The organism is Thermodesulfobacteriota bacterium, assembly GCA_040757775.1.
Classification (GTDB): Bacteria; Desulfobacterota; UBA8473; order UBA8473; family UBA8473; genus UBA8473.
This window is the reverse complement of the sequence record JBFLWQ010000033.1, coordinates 1-19844: the sequence shown is the minus strand read 5'-3', so window position 1 is coordinate 19844 and position 19844 is coordinate 1. Positions and strand designations below refer to the sequence as shown.

The window sequence follows — 19844 nt, the reverse complement described above, 5'->3', positions numbered from 1 at the left end:
TGATTTTATCCTGATTCAAAATTAAGACCTTTGTCGTTAAAGAACCTGCATCTATTCCCGCTGTTATCATATCTCTCTCCTTTACAACATTTCTATAAAAGCCTGAACCCTTGTTTTCAACTGCCCCCAATTAGATCTTCCATGAGCTCTTTAGATTTACCCATCTCCATGCGATAGAGATTATGCAAGGGAATCTTTTGTCAATGAGTAAAGTTCTTTCAATGAGATGTCGGTATGAAATGATCCTATTTCGTCCAGGGTATGGGCATCGCTATTCTTCAACAAAATAAGATTGTATTTTTTGGAGATCTCTTCTACCTTTTTTTTATTGATCTGGCGATCATGAAGGGCGTTACTTATCTCTATGCCCTGAAGCAGATTCATATCATACTCAAATCCATCATCCCCCGGGTAAGGATAACTTGGATGGGGTAAAAATCTAAAGGTAGAACCGTTGGGTAGAAATAGCTCCACCATTTCTGCCCAACCCATTTCCTTTACAGTTATCTCTCTTCCAGGTATTATTAATACCTGACTATCAAAATTTTCATCGACTATCTTTTTTACCCGGTACCCGTAATTTCCATCATCGTGTTCAGTAATGGCTATTCCATCCAACCCACGGTCATTAACCCTTTCAACAATCTTTCCCACTAAATCTACACTTGGATAGGCAACCATACCCGTAGCTTCCATACAATGAGTGTGTAAATCTAGTTTCAAGATGTCCCCTTACCACAAGATTTGAATAACATTCATAAACTGAATAGCAGAAATAATATAATAAACAATATAAAATCTGTCAAGTATTTTTATTGGATAATACCAGAAGATGTTTCTGTGCTGGAAAAAGAAGAGAAAATAACAGCCTCTGACCTTCTTTCAGCGCAATGTTCCTACATAACAGGCGGTAAGCTGCCTTTCCTTTACGTGGGGTAATGTATAGTCTGGGAGTAACATGGGGGCTACTCTATCTGTCTCAATACCTGCCTCTTCAAGGTTCTTGTGGTATGTACGGACATGGTCTAGAGTGAGTTTTCCCATATCTGATCTTGATTTTGCATAATCAGCAGCATTTTTACCAGCAATCCTTCCGAATACCAGAATGTCCAGCAGAGAATTGCCCATCAGACGATTTTCACCGTGGATTCCACCGCCAACCTCTCCAGCAACAAAAAGTCCTGGCAAAGCTGTTTCACCGGTGTTCTTAAATTCCAGTCCCCCATTTTGATAATGTAAGGTGGGATAAATCAACATTGGTTCCTTTGAAATATCTATCCCAAAACGTTTGTAGAGGATGAACTTGCCAGGGAATTCCTTTTCTACTGTACCTGTACCGGACAGGGCATCGATCATAGGAGAATCGAGCCAAATTCCAAATTTACCAGTAGGAGCAGGGACCCCCTTGCCCTTTTCTACACATTCTTTGATAATGGCAGCTGCTTCCAGATCCCGGGGTTCCCTCTCGTTGACGAACTGCTGTCCGTCGATATTGACCAGATTGGCGCCAGACCCGCGGAATTTTTCGGTAATCAGGATCCCCTCAGCCTGTTCAGGGAATACTACCCCTGTTGGATGATATTGAACTGTATGAAGAAAAGAGATTCCAACACCTGCACGGTAAGCAATGACGATACCATCAGCGGTGGCTCCGTAATGATTTGTGGTCATGAAATTCTGGATATGAAGCCGTCCACTGCCACCGGTTGCCATGATTACAGCCTTTGCCTTTACTATAAAGTATTCCTCCGTCTCCATATTGTAAAGCAATGCCCCGGAGCATTCCCCTTTTTCGTTTAGGATTAACTCTACAGCCGGGGAAAACTCTATGACTCTGATATCCTGCGACCGGTTTCGTGCTTCGTCCCGGATGGTACGCATAATCTCAACACCGGTGATGTCAGCAGCAAAGTGCATTCGTTTTCTGCATGTCCCGCCTCCATGGAGGGTCTTTAATGTCCCATCCTGGAACTTGGAAAAATTACACCCATGCTTTTCCATCCACAGAATAGCATCGGGGGCTTCAGTAACGAGGGTATCAACCAGGTCAGGTATATTTTTGAAATGGCCACCTCCCATAACATCCAGGTAGTGATAGTAAGGTGAGTCTTTCCACCCCTTAGTTGCAGCCTGTATACCTCCTTCAGCCATCATAGTGTTTGCATCTCCATGGCGGAGTTTGGTAGCGATGATTACTTTTGCTCCCTGTTCTTGCGCTAGAAGGGCTGCTGAGGTTCCTGCCCCACCCCCTCCGATAACAAGGACATCGGTTTCATAATCAGCATGGGAGAGGTCTACCAGATCAGGGTTAACTCTGCTGTTTGCTTCAAGCACATCTACCATCTCATGCGCTATCCGGTAACCCTTGCTGGGACCCACTTTAATTTCACGTCGACCTTCTTCTTTAAAATCGGGGTGATAATCAAGTATTTTCTTGCGTTCTTCCAGAGAAAGAAAAGGGACCTCCTCATTCTTCTTTTTCTTGGCGACTCTCTCGGGTCTGGTTTTCTCTACAACCTTGATCAGTTCTTTCAACTCTTGTGGGTATGGCATATTCCTACCTTCCTATCGGTCAATTTACTTATTGTCCCACCAGGGGAATGGGAGAAAAACCCTTCCGCCTAAGGCGGAAAGAGTTCAGTTCGATCTTTTTCGCCGCAAGGGTTCGAGGGGTCGAGGATTCCAGGATTCGAGAGTAATAAAGAAAAGATTCTTTTTTGATCACTTGACCCCTTGAATCCTTGAACCCTTAAGCCCCGATCCTATCGGGGTAGTTGACTACAAATAAGTAACATCAGCGGGTTTCCAATCATCCGGTGCCTCTGTTGGTTCCATCTCCCTTTGCTGGTATACTTTTCGTAGCTGGTCTTCATTCATACCTTTCAAATCTTTTATAGCCTTGGTATACTTACCTGTTTTTATTTTATCCACCATAGCTTTGAGATGGGAAGCTTGCGGCGTTATTTTACTTCCTGTAATTCGCCTAACCATCTGAGCAATGTGGTATTGAGACATCTCTCCCATGCAGCGCACAGTGCAAAGCCCACACTGGATGCAGTCGAAGGAGAGTTCCGTAGCTTTCTCAAAATCTCCCTGTTTGATTGCCGCGATATAGTCCATAACCGAAATGTCCATAGGACATACCTTTGAGCAGGCATTACACGCTACACACCGGAATAGCTCAGGGTATTTTTTGTATACTTCTTCAGGTTCAGACCCTATGGCTTCCAGACTGTATGCTGCTCTGTTAGCCGGGAAGAAGGGTAGTTGAGTCAGATACATTCCATCTTCAACGACGGTCTGGCAGGCTAATCCAACATAGATATGGTAGTCTCCTGGTTTGCGGTAAACGGTACCGCAAGCGCCACAGATTCCGCCCCGGCAGCCGCATCCTCTGATGTATTTATAACCGGCATATTCCATGGACTTCATAATAGTCAGGTTTTTAGGAACCTCATATTTCTTTCCCATGACGAAGATCGAAACCAATTCTTTGCCGGAAGTAGTTTCTTTGCTTTCACCTTTTGTGGTATCCGTTGTACTCATCTCAACCTCACATTTTCTGGATTTAAGACCTCATTAAGAGGTTGCTGAAAAAGTTCCTTAATTAAAGTTCACACTGAAAAGTTGCTCAAACCACAGTCAGGAAATTTTTACTTTCCATCAGCCGGGTTGCCCCATTATAATTCAATTCAAATTTGCAGACCTCAGCTCCAAGGCCAAGAGCTAATGCCAGTAACTGGGTAAAATAGAAGGTGGGCAATTCTTTAAGTGTATCATGTTTTTTTAAGGCATCCTCCTGTCGTTTTCCCAGGTTATACTCACAAAGGGGACAGCTTGTCACTATAGCATCGGCGCCCCAGCTCTCTGCCGATTCCAGTATCTTAGAGACAGCTTCTATTCCGACATCAGGGTTGCTTAAGATTTGATATGAAGAGCAGCAATCATTAGAAGCCGGAAAATCAACTACTGTTGCGCCCAGCGTTTCAAGAAGGTCTTTAAACAGCGTACGCTTTTCAGGTGGCTCAATAGCTACTGACTGAGGACGTAAAAGAGTACACCCGTAATAGGGGGCAATCTTTAATCCTTTCAAAGGTACTTTGATGCTTTCCCTTATCTTTTCCCACCCGATCTCATCTCGCAGGAAGCTCAAAAGATGGACTACTTCTACTTCGCCATTGTAGTCTCGTTCTTCTTCCATAAAGGTATTTATGGTGTGCCTTTTTTCACTGTTCTCTTGCATCAGGAGATTGGCACGGGCCAGGGTATTGTAACACATGGAACATGCTACAACCAACTTATTATCACCCTGTTCTACAACCCTTATCAAATCACGGACAGGAGCAAGAAGGTGTAAGAGATCATCGTCTGCTAATGAAAATACCGCACCGCAGCAATTCCACCGAGGCAGTTCCACAAGTTCTACCCCCAATGCCTTCAGAGCAGCTATTCCTGGGTGGTCCATGTTTTTAGCCTTAGTCTTTAATGTGCAACCTGGGTAATAGCTAATCTTCATTTTATCCTCTCATGAAGTGTGCTTCCTAAAGCAGCTTACCAGAGCAATCTGAGGGAGGTCAGCAATCGTCTCTTCAGATATTGCCGAAGGTTCAACGTAATTGATATTCTTTCGCAGGGTCAGCTGCCTGATAGCTTCCATGACTTTAGTAAGTTCGATCCCCCTAGGGCAACGGACAGAACAGGCATTACAAGTTGCACAGATCCAGGCTGTTTTGGAACAAATAACCTCATCCTTTAAACCAAAATGCGTCAAGATCATAATCCGCCGGGGGGGGATATCCATGTGTTCAATCATAGGGCATCCGCCAGAACATGTGCCACACTGCATGCATTTGTGAAAGTTTTCGCCGCTGATATCTTCGACTTTCTTTACGAATTCTTCATCGTAGGTTTTATCCGAGATTTCGATAGTCAATGGTCTACCTCACTGTTATTTGAGATCGCAAAATATAAACAAAGACTTGCTGTTGCAAGAGCGATAAAGAATAACAAAAGAGGATTTTTGGGTCAAGAAAAATATTATATGTAGAAATGAATTTATAGTTTTTCTATCTCTTCCATTATCTTTCCGGATATTTTTTCCCTATTCTTTTTATGCCTGTTGTCTTTAGTCTTAAAGGAGAGGGGTTGGCCGAAGATAATCCTTGCCCGACCCATCTTAGGAAAAACCTTTCCGTCAGGGAGTAACTTCTCGGATCCTATTATCTTCACCGGCACAACCGGCACATTTGCTTTCAGGGCTAACCACGCCACTCCAGGCTTTCCTTCTATCGTATTGCTGTTTAGAGGAATAGTGCCCTCGGGAAACACATTGAGTACCTTACCTTGATTTAATATTTGGAGAGAACGTTTGAGGGCATACCGATCCACCCTTCCCCTTTTTACCGGGAATGCTTTCAGATGGGTCATGATGAATCTCAAAATGGCGTTTTTGAATAACTCTTCCTTTGCCATTGAGTATACTTTTCTTTTTACACCTACCCCTAAGAGGAGGGGATCTAAGTAGCTTATATGGTTTGGTGCGAGGATTACCCCCCCTGATCTAGGGATATTTCTATCTCCTATAATGTCTAACCTGATATAAGAATGAAAGAAGAGAGATACTATTAGCTTAACTATTTTGTATATCATTGTTACTCTTATCTGTCATATATTTAGCTACTAAAACCGGATTGTTATACTTTTTTGTAACTATTCAGATAGGTACAAAGGCACAGAGCACCAAAGGCACAAACCGGAAAACAAGCAGAAAAAAATATTATGAGTTTGTGCCTATATGTCTTTGCCACTTTGTCCCTGACTAGTCACATATCCTTATGAGACACACGGGGAAGATACTCTTTCAAAACGGTGAGCATATGCTCGTGGTGTGTGCCTTTCCAAAATATCCTTTTACATTTGTTACAGAATGAGAAATCTCTGTAGCTCTCAAAGATATAATCGGGGATCTTTCCCCCTATATCTTCTCTCTGTATTTTTTTTAGCTTGTTGTTACACAGTAGGCAACGGGTAAAGGTTTTATCTGGTTCTATATCTAAACCCAGGTTGGTGATGACCTCTCTTACTTGTCTTTTAGGGTCGTTGTTGTTTATAAACAAAAACCTATAGTTTCCTTCTTTCTTCTTTATAAGGGTATTTTTGGTTAAGATAATTCGTTCTTTTTCTCTTGCGATTTTTAGAAGGTCTTTGAAATCAATCCTATTGGAGTATAGAGTATCAAACCCCAGGGTTCTTAACAACTTAGCGAGACTACCCAGCATTCTGTCAGCAATAAATTTCATGGCACATTAAGCTTGTTAATTCAAGGTAGTTAGTATCTAAAGAAAAAAAGGGTACCTTTTTGATTAATACAGCATTTAATTTCCAAATACAAGGCAAAACCAACCGCCACAAAACAAAATAATTTATTCCATCCTGTTTATGGCACTGGGAGGGGAACAGGGAACATTTTATTAGAATTCTCCATTTTAACTGTTGACATACAAGGAATTTTTGGTATTATTACACATTTTTTAGGATAAACGAGCCATAGATGGGTCAAAAAACCTGCACCAAAGAGCGGAAAAGGGAATTTTTCAGTATAAACTGATTAATGCCCAGATAGTGTAACCCAAAGTTTGAAGAATGCGAAAGGAGGAAGGTATGGTTAGAAGATCAGTATCGATGCATTTAGTGCTTTTTATCTGTGTTATGAGTCTAAGTATTTTATTTGCAGAAAGAACCTTTATATATGCTAAAGATGTTCCGGGAGTGACTGAAAACAGCATAAAAGTAGGTTTCATCTTTGACCAGACAGGTCCAGCAGCCAATGTCACTGTCCCTATAACTCAAGGAGTACGAAGCTATTTCAGGCATAACAACGACCATGGAGGGATTAACGGTCGAAAAATCAACTTACTCGTTGAGGATGACCGTTATGCCATTCCAATGGCAATATCAGCCTTCAAGAAACTTATTTTCAAAGACAATGTATTCATTTTAATGGGACCAACTTCAACGGGCGCTATGACCGTCCTCAGTAAACCAATACAGAATAACAAAATACCAACCGTATCTCTTATAAGCCCCGAAATAACAGTAAAACCCTTTAAGCGATATATATTTACTATCCAGGACATTTACCCTGGACAGATGAAAGTACTGATCGATTATATGCTCAAAGACCGGAATCCCAAAGAACCAAGGATTGGTATGATCTATCCCGATAACGAAACTGGCAAAGTTGACCTGGAAGCTGCTTTGAAGTGGCTTAAATTCCATAACCTCTCTCCAGTTTCCACACAGGTTTTCAATCCGGGTTCGGTTGATGCCAGTTCTCAAATACTGAATCTAAAAAAGAATGAGGTAAATCATATAATTCTCCCTGGCGGTATTCCTCAGACAGCGTCGGTTTTGTTGAGGGATTTAAAAAAATACGGGTTAAATGTTCCGGTATTTGGAAGTTGGGCTACGTGTGATGAGGCGGTTATAGAAATGGCAAAAGACGCAGCAAAACAATTTTTTTCCGTCAATGCTATGAATTCCTGGTACGATGAGGGGCCCGGCCTGGCTAAAATGAGAGAGATAACGCTTAAAGACCACCCAGGTACGGAAAAACCCTATCGCGGGAAAACTTATACCCAGGGTTGGCTTTGGGGTGTGATGACGCTGGAGGGGTTAAAGAGAACTGGCAGAGATTTAGATAGAGAGGCGTTTATAGATAAGATGGAAACCATTAAGAACTTCGATACAGGTAAGCTCACCGGTCCTATCAACTATAGCTCCACTAGCCACAAAGGGGGCAATACCTGGAAAATATTTAAGGCAGATACAGCCACCGGAAAGTTTATCCCATTGACTGAATGGAGGGAGTCTGACTGATTGTTAACAGCCTGTTACCAAAATTCAAAGTTTTTTGATAAACTTTAACGTTGTAGACAGCAAGAACCTCTTAGCTGCTCAGGAAAATCCAGAGAATTACCAGGATCTTCCAGTGATGGTAGCAGGCTACTGTTGTGGATTTGAGTAAAGGTCTGCAGGATTCTATTATCAAAAGGACGTAACAGAGCTTCAGATAATGTTTAGTGAGGCTCTTAAAGAATTTTTATTTGATAACAGGAGAGTTGAGAGAGGAGTATATGTACAATATGAAATACAGAGACAACGGAAATGGTAAAAGAGGAGTCATATTCAATATTCAGAGGTTTAGCATTCACGATGGGCCAGGAATTAGAACAACCGTATTTGCAAAAGGTTGCCCTTTGAAATGTGCATGGTGTTCGAACCCTGAATCTCAAAAACTTTTTCCCCAACTCATGGTTCGCGATGTAAAATGCACTCGGTGTGGCCGCTGCGCTGAGGTCTGTCCCGATAATGCTATATCCTTAACAGAGGAGCATGGGAGGAAAATCAGCTGGGATTTATGCAGTCAGTGTTTTAAATGCACTGAAGTCTGCATCTATGAATCTCTCGGAATAATTGGGAAAGATATGGGAATTGAAGAAATAGTAAAAGAGGTTGAAAAAGACAGAATTTTTTACAAGAATTCAGGAGGTGGTGTTACTATCTCTGGAGGAGAGCCGCTTCTTCAGAATAAATTTGTCTTAAACCTCATTAAAGCTTTTAAAGAAAAAAATATTAATACAGCCCTTGATACATGCGGATATGTTTCTGAAGAGGCATTTGGAGAGGTAATTCCATTTGTTGATCTTTTACTATTCGATATCAAACAGTTAGATTCCGAAAGACATCAAAAATATACGGGTGTAGACAATAATCTTATACTTACAAATGCTCGTACCTTTTCCAAGAAGGTACGAACCTGGTTTAGAATTCCTCTCATTAAAGATTTCAACGACTCTCCTGAAGATATAAGAAAGATAGCCGAAATGGCAATGGAACTCGGAGTAGAGAAGATTTCCCTTCTCCCCTATCATGAGGGGGGGAAATCGAAGAGCTTTCAGATTGGCGGAATATATTCTATTCCCATGGCAAAAGCCCCGGACGATAATCATATTCAACGGTTAAAAAACGTTGTTTCAAAAATCGGAGTGGCAGTAACAGTAGGAAATTAAGCTGCTACAGGTTTTATCCAATCAATATGGGGTTTCGAGAACAGCTCAGTCATTTTAAATCTTATTTGATTCATAGTTTCCCTGACAGGGAAGGGAGGTAATATTATGTTGCAAGACGTGCTTTTGACCAATGAAGAAAGAGCGTTAAAACAAGAGGTAAGAGATTTTGTAAAAAACGAGGTGCCATCCGATTTGATAAAAAAGATGGATAAGGATGAGATAACCTACCCCAAGGAGTATGTGAAGGCATTGGGGGATCGTAACCTCCTGGGTTTGAGATTTTCAAAACAGTATGGTGGCAGAGGGTTGAATTGGACTGCTGAAGTAGCTGCCCTTGAGGAGATCGGGGTTCTGGGTACAGCCCTGGGTTGTGCCTTCGCCATGCCTTCCATTGTGGGTGAGGCACTTTATAATTTCGGGACGGAAGAGCAGAAAGAGAAGTTTCTTAAACCCATACTCAAAGGCGATTTTATTTCTGCGGAGGCACTAACCGAGCCCCGGGGCGGATCGGACTTTTTCGGGGCTACTACAGAGGCAAAATTGGAAGGCGACTCGTTTATTATTAAAGGCCAAAAGCGGTTCGTTGTAGCGGCTAACGGTGCAGATTTCTTTATCGTATACTGTAAAACTAACCCGGAAGGAAAGCCTCAGGAACGTATCAGCCTGATCCTTATTGAAGCAGACCGGGAGGGAATTGAAACCAAATATCTATACCAACTTTTAGGTACACGTGGAGGGGGAACAGGGCGATTGATCTTCAAGGATGTAAAGGTTCCGGCTTCAAATCTTATCGGTGGGCTCAACCAGGGTGCAGAAATTTTCAACACAATGATGGTCCCGGAACGATTAACCTCAGCTGCTTTTGCACTGGGCCTGGCACGCGCCGCTATTGAAGTTGCCGCGCGATACAGTAACAGGAGACACGCTTTTGGCAAAAATATACGCTCTTTTCAGGGAGTTAGCTTCAAGGTTGCAGATGCCGTAACCCAGCTGGATGCGGCCCGTGCCTTGGTACTTGCTGCGGGGAAAACTGCAGATAACCGACTCCCCTCAACGAGACGACTGGTAAGTGAGGCAAAGAAATTCGCTACCGATATGTGCTGGGAGGTTTGTAATCTCGCCATGCAGATCGTTGGGGGTATAGGGTATACCAACGTATTCCCAATCGAGAGGATGGTGCGTGACGCAAGGCTCACGCAAATATGGACTGGAAGCAACGAAATTATGAGTCTTCTGATTCAGCACGAGTACTATCGTGAGTTACTCAGCGACCCCAATCCCCCCCGTGTGAGTGAGCTGGATGCCCAGGAGGCGCATATGGAGGATGAAAAAGTATACGAGGATGCAGAAATGTGGACTAAGGGCTGGTAAGGGATAAAGGTGCTGGATGTAAGGTTAAGGTATTAGACAGTCTCCAAGAATTTGAAAAAGAAACTCTCATCCTTTAAATTTAGAAGGCGCTTTCTATTCTTAGCCAAATCGTCATAAGTCATTATATCCAGGTCACCTTCCGTTAGACTCAGACAACTATCAGGCTCTCCTCTTGTGACTATTCCTAATCCGCAGTCACAATCTAATACAAATATTTTCAGATCTTTCCTATGGCTTCTCAAGTAGCAGATTGTTTTCCATACATCTCCACACCATTCTCCAGTCCAACCAGGCAAATTCAATGAAGCAGCATGATCAATAGAATCCGCCGGATATGCTGCTGCCTTGTGTGGTGGACTACAATCATGCATAATGATTACGCCACCTTCATTGAGGTGGTTCAAGGAATTTCTAACGTCCTTTAATGACTGCTGGTAAGTATGCTGTCCGTCAATAAAGACTACGTCTAAATAACAGGGTTTTGCATCAGCAAAGTAGCTATCACTGGTTATTTCATAATACTTTGCCACTACGTTATAGAAATTCCTGAAAACCCATTTTATTCTGCGCAGTTTTGAGAATTTGAAATTCGGGTCAACGGCAATTTTTTGTCTTGCTTTTATTGGAAAAAAACTAGTTCCCCCGTCTACCCCTATCTCTAAGTAGGTGTGTGCCCTTTTTCTGTATATTATTTTTTGTATTACATCTATTCTGTTCATTTTCTAAAATCCGCAATAAAGGATAAACCTGTTACTCCTTAACGCATACACAGATGAATGACCAATTTTCAATTACTGGCTCAAGTCTAATAATTTTAAGTCCCCCGATACACTCGATGTATCGGGTAAGGCTTTCAGGGGTAAATGCGTGCTTATGAGTAGGATCCAATGAAATTGTATTGATCTTACCTTCATCCGGCAGAATCGCCGCAAGAATTCCGCCATACTTAAGAACCCGTTTCCATTCCTTTAGAGTCTTAATTACATCCACATAGTGTTCCAAATTGTGTCGCGAAATAACAAAATCAAGTTCTTCATCAGAGAACATATGTAAATCATCACCTGAGGTAACAATATCAGCCACACTAACCTTCCCTTTCACGTTACCGTATTTTCCCATTTGCCCCTTGGGGGTTATGTCAATTCCAATACAGTTCTCGTGGGTTTTTCTGTGCCCGCAACCAACATCAATTCCTCGCCCAGTGGTACAATACTGAAGGAGTGCAAGCCGCTCAGGATGCTTTTCATCCTTGTCTGACTGTGCTTCACTTTCTGCAGGATGAGCAAAAAAACGAGCTTTTAAATATCTGATAATTTGTATTAACGGTATTTCTCTATATAATCGCATCGCACCGTAGCTAAAACTTACGCTCCACTCTGTTTACGCTGGTATTTACTCTGGTGTAGCCTGTCTCCATTCATGTTGGTAATATAAAAAGAGCAAAAAGGGATTAGTTGTCTGGAAGGGGTAACCACATGGATACAACACCCTTCCAACCTTTCCAGATCAACAGTCCATACATCTTGGAATGGCATTCCCGATATAGAGAGGTAGTGGGTTTCTGACCTCTTAAAGAATTCTTCCAATGACCCCTCTTTTACTTTGCAACACCCCGTATCTTTTTCGACGAATCTACCCCGTTTGTCCATAAAACTCCTAACATGCTCAGCAGGGGAAGACACAAATTGATCAGCATCTCTTGTGGTCTTTCTCTGGTGGAAGTCAACGGTAGCTTTCAACTTTTTTTCTTTGGTAAGTACAAAAAAACCTGAAAAACCACAGTGGGAATCTTTGCGTCTTCTAGGTACAAAATTTCTGGCTTTTACTTCACCCTGTGTCTGGACTTCCAGTGCCCGTAATACGTCTGGTATTGTGATTCTGTCTCGATCCTCTGGTGACTTTGGATATCTTCCGAAGTAGGTTATTGGTTGAAAGTGGATACCTTTTACAATGGGTATCCATTCCTTAGCAAATCTTACGATGTCACCTATCTGGTGGTCATTTATGCCCGGGACTAAGGTTGGTACAAGTGTTACTCCTATCTTTAGATCAAGACAGTTTTGAATAGCCTGAAATTTGTGATCAAAGATGTTTGCACCTCTCGTAAAACGATAAACGTCATCTGATACACCATCGAATTGGAGATAAATGAGATCGACACCGCTATCTTTCAAGCGCTTAAGGTATTCTTTTTCCTTTGCCAGTCTTAACCCATGGGTGTTTACCTGAATGTGATAAAATCCCATTTTTTTACCTATGGTCACAATATCGGGCAGGTCGTCCCGGATAGTAGGCTCTCCGCCACTCAGTTGAACGGGGTAAGGGCCTCCAGATTCCATAACAGTCTGATACATTTTTCTGATTGTACCAATGCTTGGTTTGTCTGGGTTTTTCCTGGAACTTGCAAAGCATACCGGGCAGTTCATGTCACAGCTATTTGTAACTTCCATGAGGACTGTACATGTTTCTGCCTTGTGGTTTGGACAGAGTCCACAATCGTAAGGGCAACCCCTGTTGCTTATGGAAAACCTCTTTTCAGGTCCAGAAGCATCTTCTCCATCTCCCCATTCTTTATATAGTCTGGCATCCCGCCAAAGAAGAACCTTAAAGTTACCATGTTCCCGACAGGTCTTATCAAGAAAGACATTATTGTTTTCAAGGGTTCTTTTACCAGGTATCTTGGCAAAACAAACCGGACATAGACTTTCAGTTTCTCCTAAATGCTCTGGCATATGTCTGATACCCTCTTGTAATTCATCCCGAAAAATTTCTTGTATTAACAAAAAGGGATGTACTAAAATGTTTTGTGCTTTGTGAAGTTATGGGAGGGGTTTAGTAAATGAAAGTAAGGCATAGCCTGGCTTCCCTTCTTTAAACAGTTCCAGCCAAGGGCTTCTATGCCTTTTTCCACAACAGCTGGTTTCAAAGATGCCCGAATCTTCAGCAAGTTTTTTCGAAAATGTCTCGAAGGAACCAAAATGAACCAATATTTGGTATCCCATTCTCTTCATTTCTTCCGAATGATCTTCTACAAAGGTATCTCCAAAACCCACGTTTTCAAAAAGTTTGATGTAACCGTTCAGGGATTCTGCTCCAGAGATACATGATGCGAATGCTATTTGATTATTTAACCTGCTGCTTATTCTAGACCGAAGTATAACATCAGAGATAACCAGCTTGCCTTTCGGTTTCATGACACGCTCTATCTCTCTGGCGGCAGCTCTTTTGTCTGGTAAAAGAGAGATGGAGCACTCACTAATGACTGTATCAAATGTTGAATCCTTGAAGGGCAGCTTTTCCCCATCGCCTACCAGGAGGTCGACATGACTCAGGGGAGCATCATTTTCGGACTTCTTTTGAGCTATAGAAACCAATTTTGCAGAAAGATCAATGCCAACTACTCTGCATCCGTACTTGTCAGACAGGAAATACTTAGTGGCTCCTTTCCCGCAGGCAATGTCAAGGACAAAAGAATCACTGTTTAAACCAGCAAGTTCTGCCAGTCGTTCTGTAAGGTTCAATCCGCCAGGCCGAAATGTATCACCCAGAGCATCATTCATGAAATGAGATTCATACATCCTGGATGTTGTTTCCTTAACTTTATGAATACGGTCTTCCAACATTAAAATTACCTTGAATACCGCTTAACAGGAAGGATTTTACTCCATTTTTGCCTCTATTTCTTCTTCTCCTTTATTCACTGTCTCTACGACAATCTCTTCGGTCAAGTACATCGTCCCACACTTGGGACACTTCAACGCGTCAACAAAACCTGTCATCTCCATATATGAAGACACCACTTCTTTTACTTCCATCTTCTCTTTACACTTAAAGCAGTACCATTCCTCCACTGTTATTCCTCCCCCAACTCCGTTCTGTGAGAATACGCTGTGTGTACTGTGTAAGCTCCCTCTCCAGCAAGAGAATACTCCACGTAAAACGTAACATCAGCAACTCTAAGCTTTGCCAGGAATTTGTCAGACCCTTGCTGGTAGAGTTTCTCCTCTTTCGTTTCAGCGTTATGGATAACCATCCTTATATCATCATCCATTATCTTTCTTGCCTCTAAAAGCTCTGTTACCTGATCAGTCTTTTCAACCTTGATACTCTCATAGGTTTCAGAAGACATGTTAGAACCTCCTTTACAGTTATTTTCTTCTTTCCTCTAAGCGAAGCTTGAGTGTTGATTGATTTTGCCTCTTTGTTGACATATTATTTGGTGGCTTAATTCTGTCCTCTGTCCAGTTGTTATTAAATATCAAATCTAAAACATGAAGTGAAGGTTTTTTTCGTGCAAAGACTTCACGGCAACTGGCACAATAGGTAATGAGGTCATGCCTGGCTTCCTCTACCCTGCGGGTGGTTATACTATTTGCCATACCAATGTTTACGAAGGGGACAGCCCCCCCTAAACCACAGCATATGGTCTTGTCCTTTGAGTATTCCATCTCTTCTACCCTGTGGCCTAACAATGAGATCAAAGTGCGGACACTCTCTTGCAGGGCTGGCTCCCATCTGGCCTTACAGGAATCGTGAAGGCTGAAGACCTGCTGGTCACCTTTTGTCTTCTGAGGGAGACCTGTCTCCACAAGCACCTCGTAGAGAGACCGTATATTAAATCCAGCACCGGCTGACTTTAAGCTGTGAATACAGTGAGGACAGGCAAGGATCATTTCAGTACATCCCATATCCTCCATCTTCGCTTCTATCCTCTTTGTTACCTCTGTAAATTTCGATTGGTTTCCCAGTTCTTGAGTCGGTGCACCACAGCATCCCAGTATTATACCGGTACCAGGAAGCTTACTGCAAATATAATCATACGTTTCAATGACCAGAGCAGGAGAGTAACCTGCCAGATTACAACCAGGGAAGAAAACCCGGTTGCACTCTTTCGCTGCCGGATCAGATATAGCTGAGGAGAAAGAATCGGAAAGAACAAATTCTTGATCACTCTCCACCAATTTGTGAGAACGAAGGGGCCCCAGTCCTTCCTTTACCATTTTTTCACGTAACTCCATACACATCTTTCCGATGTTCAACTCCTCGGGGCAAAGCACTTCACAAAGATCACAGAGGCTGCAAGAATATGGAATCATGGGTTTTTCTCTAAAGTAACCTGAACTGAATTTTTCCGCCAGTTCCTTAGGGCTTTCACAATATTTTGACAAGAACCCGCAATCCTCCATACAAATCCCGCATTCAATGCAGGCATCAATAATCTTGTCCATCTCTGTCATAGTCTCCGCTCCAATTTACAGCTACCTGTTTTTTTCTTTTAGAGTTTCTCTGTTTAAAAAAGGGGATGACAAACTGAAAGGGGTGCATTCCTGCACCCTCAGTCACATTGTACTTCGATTTAACTTGATAATTACCCTGTAGCCTGCTACAAGGGTTTCAATAGTCATTCCTGCCTGCCCTGTACTCGATACGGGGGCAAGCACGGAATGACAGAATACGGAATAAAGAAAATTTATAATATTTTTGGATACCCCGCAACTTGCTGCGGAGAGGTTCAATTTCGCGCTTCAAAGGCAAATATAGCAGCTCCCAATGCCCCCATAATCTGGGGTTCACTAGGTACAACGATGTTTTTACCGGTTTCCTGCTTCAATGCCTCCTTGACACCCACATTTTTAGCCACCCCACCGGTAAATACGACGTCATCTTTGAAACCCACGGTTCTCCCCATTATCGACACCCGGGATGCGACAGATCTAACTATCCCCGATACTAAGTCTTCTCTCTTCCTACCCTCAGCACGTAATGAAACCATCTCGGATTCTGCGAAGATGGTACAGGTAGTACTAACCGTACATGGGTTTTTACTCTTCATGGCCTCTTCCCCCAAGTTTTCTAACTCTACACCGAGAACCTCTGCCATAACCTCGAGAAATCTGCCAGTACCAGCAGCGCACTTGTCATTCATGACAAAATTCGACACATTTCCGTCTTCTTCAAGACCAATAGTTTTACTATCCTGTCCACCTATGTCAATGATAGTTCTGGTTTTCGGAAGAAGGAAAAAAGCTCCTTTAGCGTGGCACATGATCTCGGTTATGGCCTTGTTTGAAAATGGTACCCCATTTCGACCGTAACCGGTGGAGATAATATGATCAAATATATCTTTAAAATCGCCACCATTGATTTCTATTCCTGCATTCTCTAATGCCAGTTTAGTTACTTCATTTGCTGCTAAAGGAACGCTGTGACCTGTGGGGATGACCTTGTATCCCAGGATTTTCCCTTCAGAGAAGACGACTGTTTTGGCGGTAGCAGCCCCAACATCAACCCCTGCATATAACTTTGTGACCACTATTCTCACCTCCTGGTAAAGTTGGTTTTTTATATTGTACTAACACAGGGCAAATCTTATTAAGCCTTTCTCATCTTCAGCAGCTCAGCAAATGTTTCAACCCTGGTTCTTAACTGGCCGGCACTGTAATTTCGAGTATCGTAGGCATCACCCTCCAGAACCAATACCGGAATGCCAAGCCTCTCCTTTAGTGCCTTTTTGTTCATCAAGGGAGGTATCGTATACGGACGACATGAATAGGGGTAACAGAGGATTGCCCCATCTACCTTCCATTCCTTGCAGTACTCTGTAATGTAGTCTATCTGTCCCTGAGCAGAATATAGGCACCCACGCTTAAAGAATCCTTCTATTATTTTTTGACTGTATTCTGTTGATTTTGCCTTCGTCCGCTCCAAAGGCGTTAACCAGTCAACAAAAACAACAGACATCGCTAACCCAAGACTCTCCACCATCTTGAGTATAGCGGCATCAACTGCCATACGGAGGCCAAAATATATCCTAGGTGCACCCTTTTCAACAACACCCTCACCTCTGTCTATCCGCTCCTTCGTCTCTCCGATTAATGTGGTAATGGCATCAATTGCCTCGTCCCTCATCCTTATAGGGGTATTGCTGATCCAATATCCCAGATTCACATCCGCCTGACTGATGGCCTGGGGATCACTTTTCCCTACCATCTCAACCAGCGTGTTATAGTTATAATAGAACTTTGCGTTGTCTCTTACACCGGCTTTACGTACGTCTTCTGTAAATGTGGAGCCCGTTACGTCCTCGATCTTCTTAAAGACCTTCTCCATCTGTCCGCCAGCATATCGGATCAGCCTCTCACTGATGTCAGGCCATCCTCCCCACTGGCTGTCAAGAATTCCGTCCATATAAACAGTAGGAATATCATAGAGTTCTGCCAGGAGCTGGTCTGCCTCCGCAGGCTGATCGCAGTACCAACCAGATGAGACCATCAGATCGGGTTTGGGTATTATCCCCATTTCAATAGCCCCTATGTGTGTCTGCCAGAGGGCACAGTGAGCAGACCCTACCCCCAGCCCTGTTTGTTCACCTGCCTCAAGAAGTGGACTGAGCTTGTCAAAGATCATGCCCATACCCACGTTCATGATCTCTCCTATAGACCCCACATAGACGTCTGGTGACAGCCTGTGGACTGCCATCATCATGGTACCCGGAAAGGGCCAGTCGTAATAAATAACCTTCTTGTATTCCTCCCGACACAAGGGCAAAGACACAAGCTCCTCCATCCACACGCGCAGCAGTTTACGTACGCCCTTGAGTTCTACATCAAAACTCTTTTGTACTCTGTTCACAGCCCGGCTTATATCTTCCTTGCCGATCCCAAGTTTATCAAATGCCTTTTCTATCCTGGGCATTTGCTTCTTCAGTTCTGTATCCTCATACCCACATAATTTCAAAAAATCTGTATACATAAAGCACCTCCTTCACTTAGAAGATAAATATTTTAGTACTCATAGTTGTTACATTGACCCCATCAGATAACTTCACACTCATTAAATCATCTTACCTAAAGTCAGCTTTTTGCGCTTCCTTTTCTAAGAAGCCTTCCTCATCTTCAGCAGTTCAGCAAATGTTTCAACCCTCGTTCTCATCTGCCCGGCACTGTAATTTCGGGTATCATAGACATCACCTTCCAGGACCAGGCAAGGGATGCCCAACCTCTCTTTTATCGCTTTTTTCACCATCAGGGGGGTAATAGTCCACGGGCGACAGGAATAGGGGTAACTAATGATAAACCCGTCCACATTCCATTCCTTGCAGTACTCTGTAAAGTAGTCTATCCCCCCTTGGCAAGAATACAACAGGCCTCGTTTGGAGAATCCTTCCATTATCTTTTCACCATACACCGTTGACTTTGCTTTTGTACGCTCAACGGGAGCCAGCCAATCAGTGGAACAAACAGCTATCGACAATCCAAAGCTCTCCACCATCTTGAGTATAGAGGGATCAACGGCCTGCCTGGTCCCAAAATATATTTTGGGGGCACCCTTTTCAACAACGCCCTCTCCCCTGTCTATCCGTTCCCTCGTCTCTCTGATCAATATGGCAAGTGCATTATGCGCGTCTTCCTTTTTTCTCATAGGGGTATTGCTCATCCACATTGGGAGGCCAACGTCTGCCTGACTGATAGCCTGGGGGTCGCTTTTTCCCACCATCTCCACCAAGGTGTTGAAGTTCCAGTAAAATTTTGCATTTTCTCTTACACCAGCTCTGCGTATGTCTTCCGTAAATGTGTAACCCGTTACCTCTTCTATCTTCCTGAAGACCTTTTCTATCTGACCGCCAACATATCGGAGCCGCCTCTCGCTCAGACGATCAGGCCACTCCCCCCACTCGGCATCCATGCAGCAATCCACGTAGACAGTGGGGATGCCATAGAGCTCTGCCAGGAGCTGGTCTGCCTCCGCGGGCTGATCACAGTACCAACCAGCTGAAACCATCAGATCGGGTTTGGGTATTATCCCCAGTTCAATTGCCCCTATGTGCGTCTGCCAGAGGGCACAATGGGCCTCTCCTACCCCCAGCCCGGTCTTCTCACCTGCCTCAAGAATGGGACTGAGTTTGTCAAAGATCGCGCCCATAGTGAGGTTAAGTACCTGTGCTATGGTCGTTGTATACACGTCACCCGAAAGCTTTTGAAGCGCGAACATCATAGCGCCTGGGAAAGGCCAGTCGGTATAAACAACCTTCTTGTACTCCTCCCGACACAAGGGCAAGGATACAAGCTCCTCCATCCATACCCGTAACAGCTTCCGTATGCCCTCAAGCTCAATATGAAAGTTGTTCTGAAGCCTTGCTTCTGCCCGTACTATATCCTCTTTTCCTATTCCAAGTTTATCAAAAGCCTTTTCTATCCTGGGCATCTCCTTCTTCAGTTCATCATCCTCATACCCACATAACTTCAAGAAATCTGTATACATTGGCCACCCTCTTTTCCTAAAGTTTGCGACCACGCTTCTTGTTCAACATCTCAACAAATGCCTCAATCCTTGTCCTGAATGGCCCCTTCTCTGAAACATCATAGTCCGTCTCTATCTTCAACATGGAAAGGTCCGCCTTCT

At 43.2% G+C, this 19844-nt stretch carries 22 protein-coding genes; 4 read left to right on the top strand and 18 right to left on the bottom strand.

Features of this window, described 5'->3' with window-relative positions:
- Positions 1–180 precede the first annotated feature (180 nt).
- From AB1401_14360 to AB1401_14330, 7 genes are all read right to left on the bottom strand, one after another.
- The gene (locus tag AB1401_14360; GenBank protein MEW6616634.1) at positions 181–723 is read right to left on the bottom strand and encodes a PHP domain-containing protein; all 543 of its coding nucleotides are present in this window, start codon (positions 721–723) and stop codon (positions 181–183) included.
- Between the two features lie 159 nt (positions 724–882).
- Positions 883–2553, bottom strand: coding sequence for an FAD-binding protein (locus AB1401_14355; protein ID MEW6616633.1), 1671 nt, complete (start codon positions 2551–2553; stop codon positions 883–885).
- Positions 2554–2778: 225 nt separating this feature from the next.
- Positions 2779–3546, bottom strand: coding sequence for a 4Fe-4S dicluster domain-containing protein (locus AB1401_14350; protein ID MEW6616632.1), 768 nt, complete (start codon positions 3544–3546; stop codon positions 2779–2781).
- Between the two features lie 85 nt (positions 3547–3631).
- The gene (locus AB1401_14345) at positions 3632–4516 is read right to left on the bottom strand and encodes a CoB--CoM heterodisulfide reductase iron-sulfur subunit B family protein (protein ID MEW6616631.1); all 885 of its coding nucleotides are present in this window, start codon (positions 4514–4516) and stop codon (positions 3632–3634) included.
- Positions 4517–4525: 9 nt separating this feature from the next.
- Entirely contained in the window at positions 4526–4933 is a 408-nt protein-coding gene (locus tag AB1401_14340; protein MEW6616630.1) for a 4Fe-4S dicluster domain-containing protein, read from the bottom strand.
- Positions 4934–5055: 122 nt separating this feature from the next.
- Complete coding sequence (locus AB1401_14335) at positions 5056–5649, bottom strand: lysophospholipid acyltransferase family protein (protein ID MEW6616629.1); 594 nt, start codon at positions 5647–5649, stop codon at positions 5056–5058.
- Between the two features lie 173 nt (positions 5650–5822).
- Complete coding sequence (locus AB1401_14330) at positions 5823–6299, bottom strand: Mut7-C RNAse domain-containing protein (GenBank protein ID MEW6616628.1); 477 nt, start codon at positions 6297–6299, stop codon at positions 5823–5825.
- Between the two features lie 361 nt (positions 6300–6660).
- Here AB1401_14330 and AB1401_14325 point away from each other — a divergent pair, with 361 nt between their 5' ends.
- From AB1401_14325 to AB1401_14310, 4 genes are all read left to right on the top strand, one after another.
- On the top strand, positions 6661–7878 hold the full coding sequence (locus AB1401_14325; protein ID MEW6616627.1) for an ABC transporter substrate-binding protein: 1218 nt from the start codon (positions 6661–6663) through the stop codon (positions 7876–7878).
- A gap of 34 nt (positions 7879–7912) precedes the next feature.
- Positions 7913–8026 (top strand): glycine radical domain-containing protein, encoded by a 114-nt coding sequence (locus AB1401_14320; protein MEW6616626.1) that lies wholly within the window; start codon positions 7913–7915, stop codon positions 8024–8026.
- Between the two features lie 118 nt (positions 8027–8144).
- On the top strand, positions 8145–9071 hold the full coding sequence (locus AB1401_14315) for a glycyl-radical enzyme activating protein (GenBank protein ID MEW6616625.1): 927 nt from the start codon (positions 8145–8147) through the stop codon (positions 9069–9071).
- Between the two features lie 108 nt (positions 9072–9179).
- Positions 9180–10442, top strand: coding sequence for an acyl-CoA dehydrogenase family protein (locus AB1401_14310; GenBank protein MEW6616624.1), 1263 nt, complete (start codon positions 9180–9182; stop codon positions 10440–10442).
- 32 nt (positions 10443–10474) lie between these two features.
- On the opposite strand, the gene AB1401_14305 is transcribed toward AB1401_14310, so the two are convergent.
- The 11 genes from AB1401_14305 to AB1401_14255 form a co-directional block, all read right to left on the bottom strand.
- Positions 10475–11161, bottom strand: coding sequence for a class I SAM-dependent methyltransferase (locus AB1401_14305; GenBank protein MEW6616623.1), 687 nt, complete (start codon positions 11159–11161; stop codon positions 10475–10477).
- 31 nt (positions 11162–11192) lie between these two features.
- The gene (locus AB1401_14300) at positions 11193–11789 is read right to left on the bottom strand and encodes a class I SAM-dependent methyltransferase (protein MEW6616622.1); all 597 of its coding nucleotides are present in this window, start codon (positions 11787–11789) and stop codon (positions 11193–11195) included.
- Positions 11790–11806: 17 nt separating this feature from the next.
- A complete protein-coding gene (trsS, locus tag AB1401_14295) occupies positions 11807–13174 on the bottom strand; it encodes a radical SAM (seleno)protein TrsS (GenBank protein ID MEW6616621.1) in 1368 nt (455 codons plus the stop codon).
- Between the two features lie 87 nt (positions 13175–13261).
- Complete coding sequence (trsM, locus tag AB1401_14290; protein ID MEW6616620.1) at positions 13262–14065, bottom strand: DVU_1556 family methyltransferase; 804 nt, start codon at positions 14063–14065, stop codon at positions 13262–13264.
- A 36-nt stretch (positions 14066–14101) separates the two neighbouring features.
- Positions 14102–14293 (bottom strand): hypothetical protein, encoded by a 192-nt coding sequence (locus tag AB1401_14285; GenBank protein MEW6616619.1) that lies wholly within the window; start codon positions 14291–14293, stop codon positions 14102–14104.
- Between the two features lie 2 nt (positions 14294–14295).
- Complete coding sequence (locus AB1401_14280) at positions 14296–14571, bottom strand: hypothetical protein (protein ID MEW6616618.1); 276 nt, start codon at positions 14569–14571, stop codon at positions 14296–14298.
- A 19-nt stretch (positions 14572–14590) separates the two neighbouring features.
- Positions 14591–15679, bottom strand: coding sequence for a (Fe-S)-binding protein (locus tag AB1401_14275; GenBank protein MEW6616617.1), 1089 nt, complete (start codon positions 15677–15679; stop codon positions 14591–14593).
- Between the two features lie 275 nt (positions 15680–15954).
- Positions 15955–16755 carry an acyl-CoA dehydratase activase gene (locus AB1401_14270; GenBank protein ID MEW6616616.1) on the bottom strand — a complete coding sequence of 267 codons (801 nt, stop codon included), beginning with the start codon at positions 16753–16755 and terminating at the stop codon, positions 15955–15957.
- A 59-nt stretch (positions 16756–16814) separates the two neighbouring features.
- Positions 16815–18194 (bottom strand): 2-hydroxyacyl-CoA dehydratase family protein, encoded by a 1380-nt coding sequence (locus tag AB1401_14265; GenBank protein MEW6616615.1) that lies wholly within the window; start codon positions 18192–18194, stop codon positions 16815–16817.
- 123 nt (positions 18195–18317) lie between these two features.
- Positions 18318–19703 carry a 2-hydroxyacyl-CoA dehydratase family protein gene (locus AB1401_14260; protein MEW6616614.1) on the bottom strand — a complete coding sequence of 462 codons (1386 nt, stop codon included), beginning with the start codon at positions 19701–19703 and terminating at the stop codon, positions 18318–18320.
- Between the two features lie 16 nt (positions 19704–19719).
- Positions 19720–19827, bottom strand: coding sequence for a 2-hydroxyacyl-CoA dehydratase family protein (locus AB1401_14255; GenBank protein ID MEW6616613.1), 108 nt, complete (start codon positions 19825–19827; stop codon positions 19720–19722).
- Positions 19828–19844: the final 17 nt, after the last annotated feature.

Coding starts and splice junctions, on each gene's coding strand:
- AB1401_14300 (MEW6616622.1), bottom strand. CDS start 11,789: ATGCGATTATATAGAGAAATACCGTTAATACAAATTATCAGATATTTA.
- AB1401_14330 (MEW6616628.1), bottom strand. CDS start 6,299: ATGAAATTTATTGCTGACAGAATGCTGGGTAGTCTCGCTAAGTTGTTA.
- AB1401_14355 (MEW6616633.1), bottom strand. CDS start 2,553: ATGCCATACCCACAAGAGTTGAAAGAACTGATCAAGGTTGTAGAGAAA.
- AB1401_14345 (MEW6616631.1), bottom strand. CDS start 4,516: ATGAAGATTAGCTATTACCCAGGTTGCACATTAAAGACTAAGGCTAAA.
- AB1401_14325 (MEW6616627.1), top strand. CDS start 6,661: ATGGTTAGAAGATCAGTATCGATGCATTTAGTGCTTTTTATCTGTGTT.
- trsM (MEW6616620.1), bottom strand. CDS start 14,065: ATGTTGGAAGACCGTATTCATAAAGTTAAGGAAACAACATCCAGGATG.
- AB1401_14350 (MEW6616632.1), bottom strand. CDS start 3,546: ATGAGTACAACGGATACCACAAAAGGTGAAAGCAAAGAAACTACTTCC.
- AB1401_14280 (MEW6616618.1), bottom strand. CDS start 14,571: ATGTCTTCTGAAACCTATGAGAGTATCAAGGTTGAAAAGACTGATCAG.
- AB1401_14305 (MEW6616623.1), bottom strand. CDS start 11,161: ATGAACAGAATAGATGTAATACAAAAAATAATATACAGAAAAAGGGCA.
- AB1401_14255 (MEW6616613.1), bottom strand. CDS start 19,827: ATGTTGAAGATAGAGACGGACTATGATGTTTCAGAGAAGGGGCCATTC.
- AB1401_14265 (MEW6616615.1), bottom strand. CDS start 18,194: ATGTATACAGATTTTTTGAAATTATGTGGGTATGAGGATACAGAACTG.
- AB1401_14275 (MEW6616617.1), bottom strand. CDS start 15,679: ATGACAGAGATGGACAAGATTATTGATGCCTGCATTGAATGCGGGATT.
- AB1401_14335 (MEW6616629.1), bottom strand. CDS start 5,649: ATGATATACAAAATAGTTAAGCTAATAGTATCTCTCTTCTTTCATTCT.
- AB1401_14315 (MEW6616625.1), top strand. CDS start 8,145: ATGAAATACAGAGACAACGGAAATGGTAAAAGAGGAGTCATATTCAAT.
- AB1401_14260 (MEW6616614.1), bottom strand. CDS start 19,703: ATGTATACAGATTTCTTGAAGTTATGTGGGTATGAGGATGATGAACTG.
- trsS (MEW6616621.1), bottom strand. CDS start 13,174: ATGCCAGAGCATTTAGGAGAAACTGAAAGTCTATGTCCGGTTTGTTTT.